This window comes from Neobacillus drentensis (assembly GCF_036965245.1).
GTDB classification, from domain to species: domain Bacteria; phylum Bacillota; class Bacilli; order Bacillales; family Cytobacillaceae; genus Neobacillus; species Neobacillus drentensis_G.
In genome coordinates this window covers 1-18,121 of record NZ_JBALPG010000021.1, presented here as the reverse complement: position 1 = coordinate 18,121, position 18,121 = coordinate 1, and the positions used below count along the sequence as shown (strand labels likewise).

The window sequence follows — 18,121 nt, the reverse complement described above, 5'->3', positions numbered from 1 at the left end:
ACTTCTATATGTATAAGCAAATATTCGACAAGTTTTTCGAAAATCCTGCTTTTTAATGAATTATTTTTGTTTCCTGACACTAATTCGCCATTTTTCTTTTTTTGTTTTACCCTCAACATCGATCAGTTTTGCCCTTCCAAATCCTCTTACTGAAATCATGTCTCCAGCTTCACAAATAAATGACGGATTTTCGATTAATGTCCAGTTCACTTTAACAAGCCCCTGTTGAATAAACACTAGTGATTTTTGCCTTGATACTTGATAAATACCAGATATGACAGTATCCAGACGTAATGAAGATACTGTTAAATCCCGCTCTTCCCATAATTCTTTTGCGACAATGACATTTGCAATATTTGTTTCAACCAATTTTACCCCAGCCCTGCCGATCGATTCGACATTGCTTTTTGTATAGTCACTTATTTCCTTTGCTGAAAAAAATTGGATCTTCCCATCCTTCATAAGAATGTCTCCAAATTTCCCTCGCTTTAGACCTAAAGACATAAGTGTCCCTAAAACCTGTCTGTGTTCAATTGTCACGAACTTCGTGGGATAATCAATTTCAAAGAGGCAAATTTGGAAATCATTTTCACTTGCAGTCAAATACTCAGGGAAAATATAAGCCCTTTTTCGTTCCACATCTTGACTGCCGCCAAAAAGGTTGTATCTTACCTCGCCATTTTCTCCAATTAGCATTTTAAGAATATGCTGCTCTCTGGGATCCAGAAAATCTGTTAGTTTAGGGGTATATTGTGTCTCAACATAATTTTTCCAATGCAATACCTGGTCTATATATTCTCGTTCTTCCGGCCTGAAATGTTGATAAATATTCATTATTGAAAACACAACCTAAATTAATTAATTCTTACATAAGCCATAAATATACACTGTGCAGCCCGCTTTTGGCAAAGTTTAATACAAGAAAGGCAACAATTGGAGAAATATCCATCATCCCAATTGGTGGAATTATTTTTCTAAATGGCTCTAAATATGGTTCACAGATTCTTGCTAAGAATTGACCAATTGAGGATTCTCTTGCATTTGGAAACCATGACATTAATATATAAATAATTAATGCCCACGAATAAATCTGGATTATCTGCTGTAATAGATAAAAAACAAAATCCATTTACATTACCACCTTGTATTTTGATTTTCATGGTCAAAGATTAACTCTGAAATATTCCCAGACACCTCGACATTATCAGGAGTACATAAAAAAATACTTGAACCGATTTTTTGAATGTCTCCTCCAATGGCATAGACTACCCCGCTTAAAAAGTCGATAATTTGCCGGCCTTGTTCATTATCAATGCGCTGCAGGTTTACTACAACCGCACGGCGATTTTTTAATTGATCGGCAATCTCTGTTGACTCTGAATAAGCTCGCGGCTCCACTAATATTACTTTTGACGACTTAGCGACATTTGAAGAACTTGTAGACTTTTGTACGCTTTGAAGACTGACAACATTTTGACTTTTCACTGGCTGTTGTTTTTGTTTTACTGGTTCAACCGCCTCTACATGCTCATCATTTTTATCATCATATTCATCATCTAAAAAGAAAAATGTTTTTAGTTTTGATTTAATCGTCATTTTTTTCTCTCCTAACCATTTTCACCTACAAGTGCTGTGCCTATTCTAACCATTGTTGCCCCTTCTTCAATAGCAATTGTAAAATCGCCCGACATTCCCATCGACAGCTCTGTGCAAGGCGCAAAATTTAAATGTAAGGCTTGAACTTGATCGCGAAGTTCCCTTAGTTTTCGAAAACAATCGCGAAGAATCTGGTCATCATCTGTTAAGGGTGCCATTGTCATTAAACCTTCTATCCTTATATTTTCAAATGGCTGCAGTGAACCAATAAAAGAAATTGCTTCATCAGGGGATAAGCCATGCTTGGATTCTTCACCAGTAATATTGACCTGTACGAGACATTTTACCTTATGATTTGCTCGCTTATTGATTTCTTCAGCAAGTGATAGACGATCTAAAGAATGAATATAGTCGACCTTATCAATAATATTTTTTACCTTGCGTGTTTGAAGTGTACCAATATAGTGCCAATGGGGCTTGTCCTTTAATACTTTCCACTTTTCAAGCAGCCCGTCATCACGATTTTCACCAAGATTTTTTATCCCTGCATCTAGCGCTTCTCTTGCTCTTTCCGTACTAACATATTTTGTTACAGCAATCAACTTCACTTCATCAGCGGTCCGATGTACTTTTAGGCATGCCTCATTTATTTGTTGATTAATTTGTTTTAGTTTTTCAGCTACTCTCATAAACGATCCACAGTCTCCTTCCAGCCAATAAAGCTCAGCATTCTTCCAGTCTTACCTTTATCGCGGCGGTGAGAAAAAAATACCTCATTGTTACAGCTAGAACAAAAATTAGTCTGGAGAATATTTTTATTTGGAACACCCGATGCAAGAAGAATTTGCCTGTTTAATTCACGTAAATTTAATGAATATTGCCCTTCTTTAACTAAATTATAGGGTATTACTGCTTCATCTACTAGTAATTTATCCACAAAGTTAATAACGCGCTCATCTACAATATAACATTTTTCACAAATAGACGGTCCAATTGCTACAAAAATCTGTTCAGGTTGAATTCCTTCCCTGCCCCAGGCTATTATCATTTGCTTTGCGATTTGCCCAACTGTCCCTTTCCAACCAGCGTGTGCCGTACCAATCATCTTTTTTTCAGGTGCAATAAAAAAAAGAGGGACACAGTCAGCAAAGCAAAGCGTTAACAGGATGCCCTCTTCATTTGTATAAAAACCATCAGTACCTTTAAAGGAATGGTCATAGGAATTGGACCCATATCCACGATCTGCTTTTGTAATCTTCTTCAATATAATGTCATGTATTTGTTCTGCCCCAACCCAATGACTTAAAGGGAAATTAAGCAATTCAGCCACTATTTCTCTATTTGAATAAACATTTGAGCGGTTATCACCAACATGAAAGCCAAGGTTAAGCGATTCAAAGACTCCTTTGCTCGTACCTCCACTTTTGGTTGTAAAACCGGAAATTAATTCTGGATATTGCCTAATCCAGTTTTCAATTGTTAAATAGGACTGATTTTTTAAAACAAAGGGTTCCATTTCAATACCTCTTATGTTTTTCTATAGTTTACCACGAAAAGAAAATTTGGTCACCGCAATTGTCAAACTTCTGTTTCTTCTGTTATACGTTCCACAGTGCCTTTATACCTTACTAATATAACATCCTGGCCAATTTTAATGATATTTTTCCAAGGAATGACTATATCTTCATCTTTCCCAAAAAAGCCAAGTACCCTGCCGCTGCCGGAGATGACGACCGCTTCAATTTTTCCTGTTGTTAAATTAATCTCGATATCCCCAATATTCCCTAGTCTTTTACCATCCGAAACATTCACGACATCTTTTATCTGGAATTCTGAAATCTTAACCACCTGCACCACTCCCAATTACATTACTAAAATAACTATATGATTGCAGTTGAAAATTTATTTATAAAGAAAAAATAAAGCTGTCCGGAAAGGACAGCTTTAACTTTGGATATTTTTATTCATTTGTCTAATAGCTGCTTTTTCAAGGCGGGAAACTTGGGCTTGAGATATCCCAATTTCATCAGCCACTTCCATCTGTGTTTTCCCCTGAAAAAACCGCTTCCGTAAAATTAATTTTTCACGTTCGTTAAGTCTTCGCATACCTTCTTTTAAAGCTATTTCTTCAATCCAATGAATATCTTTATTTTTTTCATCACTTAATTGATCCATCACATATATTGGGTCGCCGCCATCATTGTAAATCGGCTCAAACAGGGACACGGGATCCTGTATTGCATCAAGTGCAAAGACGATTTCCTCATGTGGTACTTCTAAAACCTTAGCGATTTCTTCAGCAGTCGGTTCACGAGAGGTTTCGCTCATTAAACGTTCTCTGACCTGAAGAGCCTTATAGGCGATATCCCTTAATGAACGAGAAACACGAATTGGGTTATTATCACGCAGGTACCTTCGAATTTCTCCTATAATCATTGGTACGGCATAAGTGGAAAACTTTACATTTTGACCTAAATCGAAGTTATCAATTGATTTCATTAGTCCGATACAGCCAACCTGAAATAGGTCATCAACGAACTCTCCGCGGTTGTTAAACCGCTGTATGACACTTAGGACAAGCCGTAAATTTCCGTTGACAAGCTTTTCACGAGCACTAATATCGCCCTCTTGCATTTGCTTGAAGAGTATTCTCATTTCTTCGTTCTTTAAAACAGGAAGTTTTGATGTGTCTACACCGCAAATTTCAACTTTATTTCGAGTCAATCCTTTTCCCTCCTCACAGGAGCTGCTGTACAAAAAACAGTATCTCCTTGAGAAGGAAAAATATGCACCTGTCCATGACCATAGACAAGTGCATAAATGTCGAAATATGCAATTAAATCAAGAATAGCATAGGGTTTTTTGATGGAAAAAAATTTCTTTTTTTACTTTTCTTATACCATCTTATTAAATTCTTTTCTTAATCTTTTAATTATTCTCTTTTCTAATCGTGAAATGTAGGACTGGGAAATACCTAGCATATCTGCTACATCTTTTTGAGTTTTTTCTTCTCCATTCATTAAACCAAATCTGAGCTCCATTATTTGCTTTTCACGGTCGGATAGCTGGTGCAATGCTTTTGTCAGCAGCTTCCTGTCCACATTCGCTTCTAGATCCTTTGTAATAATATCATCATCGGTTCCCAATACATCGGATAATAACAGTTCATTACCATCCCAATCAATGTTTAACGGTTCATCAAAGGATACTTCTGATCTTATCTTATTATTTCGTCGTAAGTACATGAGAATTTCATTTTCAATACATCTTGATGCATATGTAGCAAGTTTAATTTTCTTTTCAGGATTAAAGGTATTAACCGCTTTGATTAATCCAATTGTCCCAATACTGATTAAATCCTCAATATTAATACCTGTATTTTCAAACTTTCTAGCAATGTAAACAACAAGTCGAAGATTTCGTTCAATTAATATCGATCTTGCTGCCTTATCACCAACAGGCAGTTTTTTTAATAACATCTCTTCTTCATCTTTACTTAAAGGAGGCGGCAGGGCTTCGCTTCCGCCAATATAAAAAACTTCATCCGTTTTTATACCCAATTTAATTAACAACTTATACCAATAATAGGATAAGCGAAGTCTCCATTTTTTCATGCATGTTCCTCCTTCTAAAAAATGTTTTTCTGAGTATAGTATTATTAACTTACCTTCACAGACCCTACTTGCTGTTTTGGGCCAGTCAGCATTTTCGGATGAACTATGCACTCGAAAGCATCATCGGCCGATAGCTGCTGTAACGTAAAGGATACAAGACCTTTTTCACATAAATATTGAGTCCCGTTTTGTTCGATAAAAATTAGATCTGGTTGTATGGCAACAATGAGCTGATGCTCTTTTCCAACCACCCGGCAAGGAACAATTCTTAGCCTATTTTGCCATTCATCCGGGAAATCTTGGATTTCCGAAATGAGTGGATCTGGGTCTGCAGCCAGCTTTTTGATTGATTCAGGGATGGCTTCTAATTGGTTTTTGATAGAGACAAACATAACTGGGAGCTTTGACAAGGGATCATATAGTTGATTACCACTATCCACTAATCCCTTAAATATCATACTTTCACCTTCAATATTCAGCCTCACACAAACGATTTGTTCGAATTGAATTTTTGTCATCTCCATGCTTTCTACATTTTTTCTTGAGAAGTGCCAGGCAACCGGAAAACCAATTAGAACAAAAAGCCAACTAATTGGATCTCCAAAACCTTTTACACTGGACATGAGAATCTTGGTTGTCAACATAGGATTGTATTGAATAAAATAATGGGCTCCCAATAATGCCCCGCCAATTAAAAAAGTAGAAACATATAACGTCATTAATGCTTTTAGAAAAAAAGTTATCCGCTTATATCCAAAAGCTATTAAGACCATCATGATGGAACAAATAAGTTTGGAAATTGGATGGCTTGAATAGACATTTAATGGTGTAAAGGATAATAAAATAATCAATGAACCAATAAATCCCCCGACAAGTAATCTCCATAGCCGTATTTTTCTTTTCAGAAAAATTGCTGTTAAATAAAGGAGCAGGCTATCAAACAACAAATTAAGAGCCCAAATTACATCTAAATAAACAATCAAATGGACTTCACCCTTACTTCTGTTTACGAAAAAGTATAACCTACATGTATGGCTGAAGTGTGTCACTTTTTGTAATCAAAAAAACAGAAATTTTCACTATTCCCAACGGATTTTGTCATATTAAAAAACAGAAAAAATGCATGATCCAATTTGGACCATGCATTTTTTATTAAACTTCTTAATAATTAGAGAACTGTCTAACTTCTATACCCAACGCCTAGTGTACTTCGTCTCCTCATTCCGATAAGTCAACATCAAATATAGCTATATGTTTCCTTTATCTCATTCGGAGCGTTTCAGTCCATACGTCGCTATAGGACGGTTCCTTTTTTTATCTTCTACGATTACGGTTACGTAAGAATGTTGGAATATCCAGTGTATCCTCTTGGGATACATTTGTGTTACGAACTGGTTCCATAGGTGCTTCTTCCCGCTTATGCTCTCTCTTGACAGTACCAACAGATGGTTTTGCTTGTCCGAAAGACGGACGGGTTACTTTTGGCTGGGCAACTTCTTCATTAAATCCAGTTGCAATGACGGTTACGATGATCTCATCTTTTAATGATTCATTAATAACAGAACCGAAAATCATATTTACTTCTTGGTCGGTCGCAGTTGCAACAATATCTGCTGCTTCTTGCACTTCATAAAGACTCAAGTTAGCGCCACCAGTAATGTTCATCAGAACTCCCTGTGCACCATCAATAGAAGTTTCTAATAGCGGGGAATTAATAGCCTTTTTAGCAGCTTCTGTAGCACGGTTTTCACCTGTAGCAACTCCGATACCCATTAATGCCGATCCTTTATTAGACATGATTGTTTTTACATCGGCGAAATCTAGGTTAATTAAACCAGGTGTTGCGATTAAATCGGAAATCCCCTGAACACCTTGGCGGAGAACATTATCTGCCTCACGGAAAGCCTCAAGCATTGGAGTGCTTTTATCAACAATTTCAAGAAGACGATCATTTGGGATAACTATAAGTGTATCGACGGCTTCCTTCATGGAACCAATTCCGCCGGAGGCTTGATTCGAACGCTTTCTCCCTTCGAAGGTGAATGGACGAGTAACGACACCAACTGTCAAGGCACCTAAGTCACGAGCAATTTGAGCAATAACTGGTGCAGCACCAGTACCTGTTCCTCCGCCCATTCCTGCCGTAACAAATACCATATCAGCACCGCGAAGTGCTTCTTCAATTTGTTCCTTACTTTCCTCTGCGGCTTTTTTACCTACCTCTGGATTAGCCCCGGCTCCGAGTCCACGAGTCAGCTTAGCACCAATCTGCATTTTTATTTCCGCTTTTGAAAGATTTAAGGCTTGAGCATCTGTATTAACTGCGATAAATTCTACACCTTGAACACCATGTTCGATCATTCGGTTTACCGCGTTATTACCTCCACCGCCTACTCCGATTACTTTTATTGTTGCAAGAGAATCTAAATTTGTATCAAATTCTAACATGACAAATCCTCCTAATTCGTCGATTTTCCTTTTCGATTATTCGAAAAAGTAACCAAGGAATTTTTTTACTTTTGATGACATCTTTTCTTCCGGATGTTTTTCTACTTTTGCTTTTGGTTGATGTTGTTTTGGTACTCTTCTTTCGACTGGCTCAGAAACAGCTGACGTACCGCTGATTGTTCCTCCAGGTAATCTAGCATTCTTATAAGCATATTTAATTAAGCCAACCGCTGTTGTATATTGAGGTTCTCTTACACCAATATAGTCAGGTGAGGCAATCCGAACTGGATTTTGAAACATATCCTGGGCAAGCTCCAGCACACCTTGCATTTTTGCTGTTCCGCCTGATAAGACAAAACCACCTGGTAAATCATTCACACCTAATCGTTTTAATTCATTCGCAATTAATTCAAAAATTTCTTCCATTCTAGCTTCAATAATTTCAGATACATAAAGCTGATTAAATTGCTGATGCTGATCGCTTCCAATGATTGGTACGCTGAAGAACTCATCTTCTGAGGCATTATCATAGAAAGCATGACCATATTTAACCTTGATATTTTCAGCATCCTCGGTAGAAGTGTGCAAGACTTTGGAAAGATCATTCGTGAGAAGATCTCCGCCAACTGGAATCACACTCGTTGCCTTTAAAAATCCTTCTTCAAACACAGCAATTGTAGTAGAACCACCGCCAATGTCAATAAGGGCAACACCAAGATTCTTTTCATCCTTTGATAAAGCAAAATCCCCTGCTGCCAACGGCTGCAGAATAATATCTAAAATTTCAAGACCAGCACGTTCTACACAGCGCAATGTATTAATGATTGTGGATTTAGATCCAGTAATTAGTGTACCATCCATCTCTAAACGAACACCTATCATCCCACGGGGATCATTAATTTCATCCTTACCATCTAATATAAATTGCTTTCGAATGACGCCAATATTTTCTCTTTCTGGCGGTATGGATCCCACATGTGATGCTTCAATGACACGAAGGACATCCTCATTCGTAATTTCTCGGTTTTGGCTGGAAACAGCAACAATTCCGTGACAGTGCTGAAGCATGATGTCGTTCCCGGAAATACCAACAACCACTTCTCGGATCTCCATCCCTATCATTCTCTCTGCCTGCTCAATCGCCCGCTTAATAGAATGAACGGTGTCGTCCATATCTACAATCGATCCCTTACGTAAGCCTTCAGATTTCACACTGCCAACACCAATTATATTTAATGAGTCTTTCCCAGAGTCATTGACCATTTCACCAATGATTACTTTTACACTGGATGTACCGATGTCAAGACTAACATATATTTCATTGCTGTTCATTCTTTGGCACCTCCTTTTAATCTCCTTAGGTCGAACAACAATTCATTTTGTTCAATACAAGTTTCATAGTAATATCTTATAAAATTATTCGTCACAACAACATATTTCCCTTTAAAAAATATCAATTTTTTTCTATTTTTTCTCTGTTTGTTGACCATTTTGTCAATAATATTCGTCTTATGACAGCAATATTTTGAAACAACCTGACACCAAACGCAAAAACTGCTGCTAAATACAAGTCTACACCAAGATGAACACCGAGAAAAGCTAAACTTGCAGCAAGTATTATATTAAAAAAGAAACCGGAAACAAACACCTTTTCATCATAAATATTTTGCATGTAAGCCCTGATACCACCAAATAGTGTATCAAAAGCTGCAAGTACTGCAATCGACAAATAATTGGAATATTCTTCAGGAATTCGAATTTCAGTTAATAAACCGAGAATAATTCCAATTACGAGTCCCATAATCGGAAGCCACATTAAGAACCGCCCCCTTCTTTGATCGGCTCCATGTACTTAATACGAATTGAATTATCATAGGCTGGGATCGTAATAGTTGGATTTGGTGCTGAGATATTTAGTCTCAGATTTTCAGTAAAAAATTCATCCCTTGCTTTTGAGACCTTCATCCGATTAGATAGTTTTTCAGCAGTATTCATTTCATTTACGCCCACCTTAATCTCGATTGGTAAGCTCCTGATTGTATGCCCATCAATTTTTGTATCCCCATTAATATCCCTAATAACAGTGGTATTAATAATTCTTTGACCGTCAATCGCTACATATTTCGCTTCATACATATTTAATTCGTTTAATAACCTTTTTAAGAGTTCGGGTGAAACAACTCGTGTAACAGGAACTCCCAATTTTGCATCCTCAATAACAGGTTCTATTTGCACTGTAATACCGGGGCCAGTTACCTCGGTAAGTCCAGCTTCTATTTTCAATTCTTGTAATGTATCCTTTAACACCTGTTCTTTACTTAGTTTTCGTTTAGATTCATAAGCTGATAGTTTCTCTTCATTCGAACGAATTTCGCTCAATAATTCAGACTGAAGTTCTTTTTCTTTTAATAATGCTTCACGAAGCTGCCAGACATCACGTGTATCACGTTCAACAGGTTTTTTCACAGTTTGGAATTGAATAGCAATCATGAATCCAATTACCGTTGCGACCAAGGTAAAACTTATATTTATTTTTGGCTTGTCCACTTTATTCACCTAACCTCTAATATAATCATTACGTGGACACTGTTTAACTGCCTAAAATTGGATCTAGGACAATTTCATTTACTTTTTCCAGTGTAAAAACAAGATTATCGTTGACTAATTGATCCTTTACTCCTCCGGACAGGTTTAATGCAGATGATAATACATCTGGTTCACCAATGGCGGTAATAATAAACGGTGCAGGATGTGGAACCCCGTCAACTGTAATAACTGGACCGTTACAAATAATATAAGAATGGCTCGTAAGTCTTTGTCCATTTATGGCAACAGCTGCAGCACCAGAGATATACAGTTCATTCACTACTTTAAAAACATGATGTTCATGTACAAGATAATTGTTTACATTATCTTCTTTTGGATCATATGCGCCGTCAGATAGAGTAATCTTTACACCTTTTCCTTTTACCTTCACCTTGCCAAGAAACATCCGATATTTTTCAGTATCCTCAGCAATGTTAAGGAAAACCTGTGCTTCCTTTGCAAGATCCTTTTCATTTTTAAGAACTTTATCTTGCTTTTGCTTTAATTCTTTTTGCAGTTTTCGATTGGTCTCCTCTTGAGCAATTAATTGATTTCTTAATGCAAGGGTCTTTTCATATTGTTTACCTGATATATCCCGATTTTCTGTTTGATTTTCTTTTTGGGTTAGATGATAGGAGAAAGCCAACATAAACCCTAAAACAAGGCATACAAGGGACAAGATAAAATGCTTACCCTTCACCTTTATCTGTTTCAACTTCTTATTCCTCCACTTCCGGTTCAAAAGCCTTAAAATACGATCCTACTTCTAAGTCGATAATTCCCTTTTTGTTAGGGTCTAGTTGGCTAATGATTGAAGGATAATGCACCATCTTTTCCGAAAAACTTCTAAGAGTAGCACTTACTTCAAAGCCATCATTCATAAATAAGGAAATATGATACTGATCAGTTTTCTTCGGAGAATAATGAATTTCAGAAATGGAGTTTAAAATTTCACTTGGGAGAATTTCTAACTCTTTTACCATTTGGTTAAGGACATCGCCTTCTTTGAATTCGAAAAGAATCGGAGAATTATCTGTGATTATTTCCGTTTTTCTATCTTTTAAAATTTTCCCGTTTTCCATAACTGGTAAGTAGTTTGTATCTTGCTTAAGATACGCCACTCTTTTATGTTCTTTTACTTGAATTTGAATGGTATTAGGCCAACGAATTTTTATTTCCGCCTGTTTTATTTCGGATAAATGCTGCAGCTTTGAAGCAATATCACTTTTTTTTACTTTCCAAATATTTGTTTGATTAGTAATACCGCTCGTTTTTATTATTTCAGCATCCGAATACACTTCATTTCCTTTTACGGTAATATTCTTAACATGACTTAATGGTGATTGAGTATATGCAACAACTACTATCATTGTAAAAAACAGAATGAGCAGAAGCGCAAGTCGTTTGTTTGCTTTTCGCCGTCTTTGCTCCTTTAGTTTTGGAATACGATCCTCAAGAGCAACGATTTTACCTTTTTCCATTCATTTTTCCTCCACATAAAGTGAAACTTCAATCAGTGGTTTTTCCCATCTCCACTAATTATTAGTTGAACCAAATAGGGCTTTTACGGACAGTTCCCTCCACCTATCCTTTTTGCTCTTGTAAAGTCTTGACGAGGGTCCTTCTGCTGGTTAATCCAGGATAAAAAGACATTGCCCTAAAAATTAATAAAATGTTTGTCCTTTAAACACGTGAAAATGGTTACCTTGAAAAGAGAAACAACGGCACGAAAATTCATGCCGTCACTCATTTTCATTAGGGTTCCCACCTATAATATTACCAGTAATTATAACACAACATTTGTCATTCGTAAGGCATTTCTTACAAGAAAAGTAAGTTAAAATTTTTAGAACTTTGTATACTCGCTACTTCTATTTCCTTCCGATTATTTCCACTTCAGTTTCCATTTTAACTTCATATAAACTGTAAATAGTATCTTTGACATGCTGAATTAAGGCGAGCACGTCACCGGCAGAAGCATTACCGGCATTGACAATAAAATTCCCATGCATTTCGGAAATCTTTGCACCACCAATACTGAAGCCCTTTAAACCAGCGGCTTCAATTAGTTTTCCTGCATAATTTGGAAGCGGATTTCGGAAAATACTTCCTGCACAAGGAAAATTCCATGGTTGTGTCTCTTTTCGATAATCCTTGTTGTGTTGCATTTGAGACACAATCTCTGCTCTATCTCCCCTATCAAGCTGGAAAACAGCTTCCACAACAATTCCCGGGCGCTTTTTCTGTAGAATCGATGTTCTGTAAGAGAATTCCATTTCTTCATTCGAAAGCCATTCCATCCTCCCGTCATCAAATAAAACATGAGCCCTTGTTAATATTTTGCTAATATCTGACCCATGTGCACCAGCGTTCATATAAACAGCTCCGCCGACTGATCCAGGGATGCCACTGGCAAACTCAAGGCCAGTAAGTCCTTTTTTACTAATTAATGTTGAGAGACTAACAAGTGAATGACCACTGCCGACTGTAATTTCTGTCTCGTTAATTTCGAGGTGGCTCATTCCCGGACCGAGCTTAATCACTGCTCCCTCAATCCCTTTGTCTGAAACTAAAAGATTAGAGCCTCTTCCAATCGCCCGCCAATTTATGCGGTGTTTGTTAATTACCGCCATTACCTGTTTTAAATTATCAACTGATGAAGGCTCAATAAAAAGGTCAGCAGGACCACCAATTTTTATTGTCGTGTGATGAAGGAGAGGTTCATTTTTTTTCACTTTCCCAATATTTAAATTTTGCAATTCCGTTAATATCGCGTCCATATTTATCACCCTAACTTTCCTAGATGCGTTTTATGTTAGTTTATGCTAAAAATTTATTTGGGCTACCTATGATTTGATTTTACAAGCTGCTTCATTACTGAATAAAGTCTGCTCGCTGAATCTGGTACACCCATTTTCTTAGCTTTTATTTTCATATCATGTAAATTTTCTTTATTTAATAGAATTCGATCTATATGATACACCAGACTTTTATTATTTAAATCTTTTTCTAAAAGCAATTCAGCCGCACCATAATCACAAAGAGACCTAGCATTTTTCTCTTGATGGTTATTTGTAACATATGGGCTTGGGACAAGAATGCTTGGAATACCGAGTGAAGTAATTTCGGCAAGCGACGTTGCTCCCGCTCTTGAGACAACTAAATCAATCCCCGCAAGAACCTCTGGCATATTGTGAATAAAAGGTTTTATCACTACATTAGTCGGACTTCCTATTAACTCCACTTCCTTTTTGACATCCTCATAATGGACATCGCCAGTAATATAGAGAATCTGATAAGGTTTTTCAGCCAATTCTGCGAAGGCTTTAACTACCGCTTCATTAATTGGCCTCGCACCACGGCTGCCACCAAAAATTAGAACGGCAGGTTTAGTTGTACTTAGACCAGCTGAAAGTCGCCCTTTTATTCCATCCTTTCCGATTACCTCGGAAGCACGTGGATTTCCCGTGAAAACTACCTTTTCACTTGGAAAATAATTTTTTGCTTCTTCAAAACAGATGGCAATTTTGTTTACATACCGGCTCAAAAATTTATTTGTAAGCCCTGGAACACTATTCTGTTCATGAATGATCGTTGGAATCCGAAGCTTATGGGCTGCATAAACAACAGGGCCACAAACATATCCACCAGTTCCAATAACAATGTCAGGCTTAAACTCTTTTAATAATCTTTTACTGTCTTTCACACCTTTTAGAAAACGAAATACGGTTTTGACATTCTCAAAGGAAAGCTTCCGTTTAAATCCAGTAATATGAATGGATTTAAAGGCAATCTTCTCTCGAGGGACAATTTTACTCTCCAAGCCATTTTTTGTACCTATGTATAGAAACTCTGCATCTTTGTTCTCTTTTTGAATTTCCCTTATAAGTGCGAGCGCAGGATAAATATGTCCGCCAGTCCCGCCGCCGCTTACTACTATTTTCATTTTTTCCACCTCATTAACGATTTAACACCTGAATGCATTCCTATCTTACTATAAAAATAAAGATAATAAAGCAAATGAAAAAAGATTGTTATGTAATTGTAAACTAATCCTCAAATAAAAAAGAACCCTGTTAATGTGAACAGGGTATCATTTTTAATATCTTGAATAACGGCTAATATTTAGGAGAACACCGATAGCCATTAACATCAAGGTCAGCGAGGAGCCCCCATAGCTTAAAAATGGTAATGTAATGCCCGTTACTGGCATAAGACCTGTTACAACACCGATATTAATCATTACCTGAATAGCAACCATGGCGATAATTCCTACTGCAAGAAAACTTCCATATAAATCAGGGGCGCCAAGAGCGATGCGTATTCCACGCCATAACAAAAGCGCAAACAATAGCAGGATAAAAGAACCACCAATAAATCCTAATTCTTCTGAAAGAATTGCAAAGATAAAGTCCGTTTGCGGTTCAGGTAAGTAAAAAAACTTTTGCCTGCTTTCACCAAGACCAAGTCCGAATAAACCTCCGGGACCGATGGCGTATAGCGATTGTATAATTTGAAATCCGCTGCCTAATGGATCCGACCAAGGATCTAAAAAGGAGGTAATCCGCTTTATTCGATAAGGTGCCGAAGCAATTAAGCCGACAAACCCTGCAACACCCAATAGTCCAAGGAAAGCAAAATGACTAATTCTTGCACCGGCTATGAAAATCATTACAACGCATGTTCCCATCATGACGGTTCCTGTACCTAAATCGGGCTGCAGCATAATCATTGTAAAGGCTAAAAAGGCAAGTCCTAAAGAAGGAACAAGCCCCTTCCTAAAAGAGGTAATCAGCTTCTGTCTTTCAGAAAGATATTTGGCCAAAAAGGCAATCATCGCTAATTTCATAAATTCTGAAGGCTGAATCGAAAATGCCCCTACTCCTATCCAGCTTCTTGAGCCATTCCGAACATTTCCGATTCCTGGAATTAAGACTAGTACTAACATGACAAAACAAACAATTAAAATGGTTTTAGCCCAAGTTCTCCATGTCCAGTAATTAATGTTCATAATAAAAAACATGGCAGCGATTCCGACACCTGCGAATAGAGTTTGCCGTTTTGCAAAGAAAAAAGAATCATGAAATTTATATTCAGCCCAAATTGCGCTTGCGCTGTAAACCATAATTAACCCTATTGCCAGCAGCGTGAAAGTTACAATAATTAAAATAAAATCAGGAGTTGTTCTCTTTGTCGGCACCACTATACACCTCAACTACGAGTTTTAGGGCTTAGAGAACCACTCTGAGTGGATAATAACACGAAGTGTCTAGCTACAGAGCCTAGGGGCTCGCCGGTCTACAGCCAATCCGTCGAGAAGATAAAAGAACACCTTCACGCTGGCATTTCTTATGCTTGGCTACAGAAAGTTAATGCATTCTGTACACATTAAGGCCGACTAGTCTCTGACTGAGCTCCGCTTGTCACTCGACAAGACGCTTCCGCTTTTCTTTGTGGTACAAGCCCTTACTAAAGCTTATGCACCGCTTCGATAAAAATGTCTCCCCTGATCTCAAAACTTTTATATTGATCCCAGCTTGCACATGCAGGAGATAACAGGATGATGTCACCTGATTCAGAGTATCGATAAGCTTCAGGCACTGCCTCTTCAACATTATCGACACGTGTAATTTTTTTTATTCCTGCTTGAGCCCCGACCCGCTCAATCTTAGGAGCGGATTGACCAAATGTTATCAATGCCTTCACATGATTTAAATAAGGAAGCAGCTCATCAAATTCATTGCCGCGATCTAGTCCTCCTGCAAGTAAGATGATCGGGGCTTCAAACGCAGCAAGAGCATTGATAGTGGCTAAAATATTCGTTGCCTTTGAATCATTATAAATCCTTCTTCCATTTACATCAGCGACGAATTGTAAACGGTGCCTGACACCAGTAAATGTTCGCAGCACTTCTTGGATTGCTACATTTCCTACTCCGGAAAGTTTAGCTGCTGCCATGGCGGATAAAATATTTTCGAGATTATGTACCCCCGGCAAGGCAATTTCACTAATTTCCATTACCTTTTCATGATTAAACATAATCCAGCCATTTTGAATATAAGCACCTTCTACCAATTCCCTCTTTGTAGAAAAAGGTATAATACTGGCTTTTGAGTGCCGCGCGATTTCCAATGTTTCTTCTTGGTCTGCATTAATGATTAAATATTCAAGCTCTGTCTGGTTTTTAGTGATGTTTGCCTTTGCTGCAATGTAATCCTTTCGTGAACCGTGATAATCCAAATGGGCATCATAAAGGTTTGTGATAATCGCAATTTTCGGGTTAAAGGTTTCGATTCCCATTAGCTGAAACGAAGATAATTCAATGACAATGGTATTTTCCATTGTTGCCGCTTGAGCAACACCCGAGGCAACAGTTCCGATATTACCGGCAATTAACGGCTGTTTCTCTCCTTGGTTCAGCATTTCATATACAAGCGTGGTTGTTGTTGTTTTTCCATTTGTTCCTGTAATCCCAATAAAAGGTGCTTCTGAAACCTCATAAGCAAGCTCAACTTCTGTAATGACAGGTATTCCTTTTTCAATAGCTCCTTCAATCATAGGATTGTGATAAGGAATTCCAGGATTTTTCACAATAAGTTCAAACCCTTCATCAAGAAGTTCAATTGGATGATCACCACAAATCACTTTAATCCCTTGCTCTAACAATCCTTGGGCCTCTGGGTTTTCCGATAATGGCTTTTTATCGTTCACTGTAACAAATGCTCCAAGCTTATGCAGCAATGCCGCTGCCGTTACACCACTTTTGGCCAAACCAAGGACAAGAATTTTTTTATGTTGATAAGATTCAATCTGTTTCAATTACAACCACACCTCGATATAGATACCTAGTATCGCAAATATTAGACCAACACTCCAAAATGTAACGACTACCCGCCATTCCGACCAGCCAACTAATTCATAATGATGATGAAGCGGACTCATTCGGAAAATTCGTTTTCCAGTCATCTTAAAGGATGAGACCTGAAGAATAACTGATAATGTTTCGATGACAAAAACTCCGCCAATAATGATAAGCAGAATCTCAAGCTTTGTTAAAATAGCAATCGCAGCTATCGCACCACCAAGTGCAAGTGATCCAGTGTCCCCCATAAATACCTTAGCAGGATGAGCATTAAAAACCAAAAATCCTAATACAGCACCAACCACTGCAACAGAGAAAACAGCTATTTCAAAGTTATTTTGGTTCCATGCTAAAACAGCAAATGCTCCAAATGCGATAGCTGCCGTTCCTGAAACCAAACCGTCGAGACCGTCTGTCAAGTTCACTGCATTGGAGAATCCAACTAGCCAGAAAATGATTAAAAACACATATGACCATCCTAAATCGATGGAGTAATCCCCAAAAGGCAGTTTAAGTTCTGTCGATTGCCCAGTATGTTTATAGATTAGGTAAAATATTACTGAAATAATAATTTGACCTAAAAACTTTTGTTTTGATGTTAATCCTAAGTTTCGTTTCAATACTACTTTAATAAAATCATCCAAAAAACCGAGCAATCCGAACCCAAATGTTACAAACAAAAGTAAAAATGTTGTAACTGGAATTTGTTCTGAGTATTTCCCGATCATAACTAAAGTGGTAATGATAATCGAGAATAAAATCATCACACCACCCATTGTAGGCGTGCCTGATTTTTTTTGGTGTGATTTGGGACCTTCCTCCCGGATGCTTTGTCCAAATTTCAACCTTCTTAAGAAGGGAATAAAAATCGGAGAAAGTAAAACTGAGATAAGAAAACCCATAATTATTGTAAAAAAAATAACTTGCTCCTTCATTTTATCCCCTCCTTTCCATATCTATTGGTAATTTATTTGTCAGCTTTTCTAATATCACAGCTATATCATATGTTTGATTA

At 37.5% G+C, this 18,121-nt stretch carries 20 protein-coding genes; all 20 read right to left on the bottom strand.

The window, feature by feature from the left end:
• Positions 1-60: 60 nt before the first annotated feature.
• Entirely contained in the window at positions 61-834 is a 774-nt protein-coding gene (locus V7150_RS05635; RefSeq protein WP_335514674.1) for an RNA-binding protein, read from the bottom strand.
• A gap of 31 nt (positions 835-865) precedes the next feature.
• Entirely contained in the window at positions 866-1,129 is a 264-nt protein-coding gene (locus tag V7150_RS05630; RefSeq protein ID WP_335514672.1) for a YggT family protein, read from the bottom strand.
• 5 nt (positions 1,130-1,134) lie between these two features.
• Positions 1,135-1,596: a cell division protein SepF gene (locus tag V7150_RS05625; protein ID WP_335514669.1), complete on the bottom strand. Its 462-nt coding sequence runs from the start codon at positions 1,594-1,596 to the stop codon at positions 1,135-1,137.
• A gap of 11 nt (positions 1,597-1,607) precedes the next feature.
• Positions 1,608-2,285, bottom strand: coding sequence for a YggS family pyridoxal phosphate-dependent enzyme (locus V7150_RS05620; RefSeq protein ID WP_335514666.1), 678 nt, complete (start codon positions 2,283-2,285; stop codon positions 1,608-1,610).
• On the bottom strand, positions 2,282-3,112 hold the full coding sequence (pgeF, locus tag V7150_RS05615) for a peptidoglycan editing factor PgeF (protein ID WP_335514664.1): 831 nt from the start codon (positions 3,110-3,112) through the stop codon (positions 2,282-2,284). Before pgeF ends, V7150_RS05620 begins: the two co-directional genes overlap by 4 nt.
• Positions 3,113-3,174: 62 nt before the next feature.
• Entirely contained in the window at positions 3,175-3,444 is a 270-nt protein-coding gene (locus V7150_RS05610; protein WP_335514660.1) for a YlmC/YmxH family sporulation protein, read from the bottom strand.
• A gap of 96 nt (positions 3,445-3,540) precedes the next feature.
• A complete protein-coding gene (gene sigG, locus V7150_RS05605) occupies positions 3,541-4,320 on the bottom strand; it encodes an RNA polymerase sporulation sigma factor SigG (protein ID WP_040204876.1) in 780 nt (259 codons plus the stop codon).
• A 170-nt stretch (positions 4,321-4,490) separates the two neighbouring features.
• On the bottom strand, positions 4,491-5,210 hold the full coding sequence (gene sigE, locus V7150_RS05600) for an RNA polymerase sporulation sigma factor SigE (RefSeq protein WP_283922558.1): 720 nt from the start codon (positions 5,208-5,210) through the stop codon (positions 4,491-4,493).
• A gap of 44 nt (positions 5,211-5,254) precedes the next feature.
• Positions 5,255-6,193: a sigma-E processing peptidase SpoIIGA gene (gene spoIIGA, locus V7150_RS05595; RefSeq protein WP_335514655.1), complete on the bottom strand. Its 939-nt coding sequence runs from the start codon at positions 6,191-6,193 to the stop codon at positions 5,255-5,257.
• A gap of 331 nt (positions 6,194-6,524) precedes the next feature.
• Complete coding sequence (gene ftsZ, locus V7150_RS05590) at positions 6,525-7,658, bottom strand: cell division protein FtsZ (protein ID WP_335514653.1); 1,134 nt, start codon at positions 7,656-7,658, stop codon at positions 6,525-6,527.
• Between the two features lie 36 nt (positions 7,659-7,694).
• Positions 7,695-8,990, bottom strand: coding sequence for a cell division protein FtsA (gene ftsA / locus V7150_RS05585; RefSeq protein ID WP_335514651.1), 1,296 nt, complete (start codon positions 8,988-8,990; stop codon positions 7,695-7,697).
• A 121-nt stretch (positions 8,991-9,111) separates the two neighbouring features.
• Positions 9,112-9,474, bottom strand: a complete 363-nt coding sequence (locus V7150_RS05580; protein WP_335514648.1) for a small basic family protein — start codon at positions 9,472-9,474, stop codon at positions 9,112-9,114.
• Positions 9,474-10,205, bottom strand: a complete 732-nt coding sequence (locus V7150_RS05575) for a DUF881 domain-containing protein (protein WP_335514942.1) — start codon at positions 10,203-10,205, stop codon at positions 9,474-9,476. Before V7150_RS05575 ends, V7150_RS05580 begins: the two co-directional genes overlap by 1 nt.
• Before the next feature lie 43 nt (positions 10,206-10,248).
• The gene (locus V7150_RS05570) at positions 10,249-10,959 is read right to left on the bottom strand and encodes a DUF881 domain-containing protein (RefSeq protein WP_335514644.1); all 711 of its coding nucleotides are present in this window, start codon (positions 10,957-10,959) and stop codon (positions 10,249-10,251) included.
• A 4-nt stretch (positions 10,960-10,963) separates the two neighbouring features.
• Positions 10,964-11,725, bottom strand: a complete 762-nt coding sequence (locus tag V7150_RS05565; RefSeq protein WP_335514641.1) for a cell division protein FtsQ/DivIB — start codon at positions 11,723-11,725, stop codon at positions 10,964-10,966.
• A gap of 390 nt (positions 11,726-12,115) precedes the next feature.
• A complete protein-coding gene (gene murB, locus V7150_RS05560) occupies positions 12,116-13,024 on the bottom strand; it encodes a UDP-N-acetylmuramate dehydrogenase (RefSeq protein ID WP_335514638.1) in 909 nt (302 codons plus the stop codon).
• Between the two features lie 62 nt (positions 13,025-13,086).
• The gene (murG, locus tag V7150_RS05555) at positions 13,087-14,190 is read right to left on the bottom strand and encodes an undecaprenyldiphospho-muramoylpentapeptide beta-N-acetylglucosaminyltransferase (RefSeq protein ID WP_335514635.1); all 1,104 of its coding nucleotides are present in this window, start codon (positions 14,188-14,190) and stop codon (positions 13,087-13,089) included.
• A gap of 153 nt (positions 14,191-14,343) precedes the next feature.
• Positions 14,344-15,444, bottom strand: coding sequence for a stage V sporulation protein E (gene spoVE / locus V7150_RS05550; protein ID WP_335514632.1), 1,101 nt, complete (start codon positions 15,442-15,444; stop codon positions 14,344-14,346).
• A gap of 269 nt (positions 15,445-15,713) precedes the next feature.
• Positions 15,714-17,063, bottom strand: coding sequence for a UDP-N-acetylmuramoyl-L-alanine--D-glutamate ligase (murD, locus tag V7150_RS05545; protein WP_335514629.1), 1,350 nt, complete (start codon positions 17,061-17,063; stop codon positions 15,714-15,716).
• Positions 17,064-18,041 carry a phospho-N-acetylmuramoyl-pentapeptide-transferase gene (gene mraY, locus V7150_RS05540; RefSeq protein WP_335514626.1) on the bottom strand — a complete coding sequence of 326 codons (978 nt, stop codon included), beginning with the start codon at positions 18,039-18,041 and terminating at the stop codon, positions 17,064-17,066.
• Between the last annotated feature and the right edge of the window lie 80 nt (positions 18,042-18,121).

What these genes read in the sequence shown, in the direction of transcription:
- V7150_RS05620 (WP_335514666.1), bottom strand. Translation starts at nt 2,285, where the DNA reads ATGAGAGTAGCTGAAAAACTAAAACAAATTAATCAACAAATAAATGAG.
- V7150_RS05635 (WP_335514674.1), bottom strand. Translation starts at nt 834, where the DNA reads ATGAATATTTATCAACATTTCAGGCCGGAAGAACGAGAATATATAGAC.
- mraY (WP_335514626.1), bottom strand. Translation starts at nt 18,041, where the DNA reads ATGAAGGAGCAAGTTATTTTTTTTACAATAATTATGGGTTTTCTTATC.
- pgeF (WP_335514664.1), bottom strand. Translation starts at nt 3,112, where the DNA reads ATGGAACCCTTTGTTTTAAAAAATCAGTCCTATTTAACAATTGAAAAC.
- V7150_RS05580 (WP_335514648.1), bottom strand. Translation starts at nt 9,474, where the DNA reads ATGTGGCTTCCGATTATGGGACTCGTAATTGGAATTATTCTCGGTTTA.
- V7150_RS05565 (WP_335514641.1), bottom strand. Translation starts at nt 11,725, where the DNA reads ATGGAAAAAGGTAAAATCGTTGCTCTTGAGGATCGTATTCCAAAACTA.
- V7150_RS05625 (WP_335514669.1), bottom strand. Translation starts at nt 1,596, where the DNA reads ATGACGATTAAATCAAAACTAAAAACATTTTTCTTTTTAGATGATGAA.
- V7150_RS05630 (WP_335514672.1), bottom strand. Translation starts at nt 1,129, where the DNA reads ATGGATTTTGTTTTTTATCTATTACAGCAGATAATCCAGATTTATTCG.
- sigE (WP_283922558.1), bottom strand. Translation starts at nt 5,210, where the DNA reads ATGAAAAAATGGAGACTTCGCTTATCCTATTATTGGTATAAGTTGTTA.
- murB (WP_335514638.1), bottom strand. Translation starts at nt 13,024, where the DNA reads ATGGACGCGATATTAACGGAATTGCAAAATTTAAATATTGGGAAAGTG.
- ftsZ (WP_335514653.1), bottom strand. Translation starts at nt 7,658, where the DNA reads ATGTTAGAATTTGATACAAATTTAGATTCTCTTGCAACAATAAAAGTA.
- ftsA (WP_335514651.1), bottom strand. Translation starts at nt 8,990, where the DNA reads ATGAACAGCAATGAAATATATGTTAGTCTTGACATCGGTACATCCAGT.
- murG (WP_335514635.1), bottom strand. Translation starts at nt 14,190, where the DNA reads ATGAAAATAGTAGTAAGCGGCGGCGGGACTGGCGGACATATTTATCCT.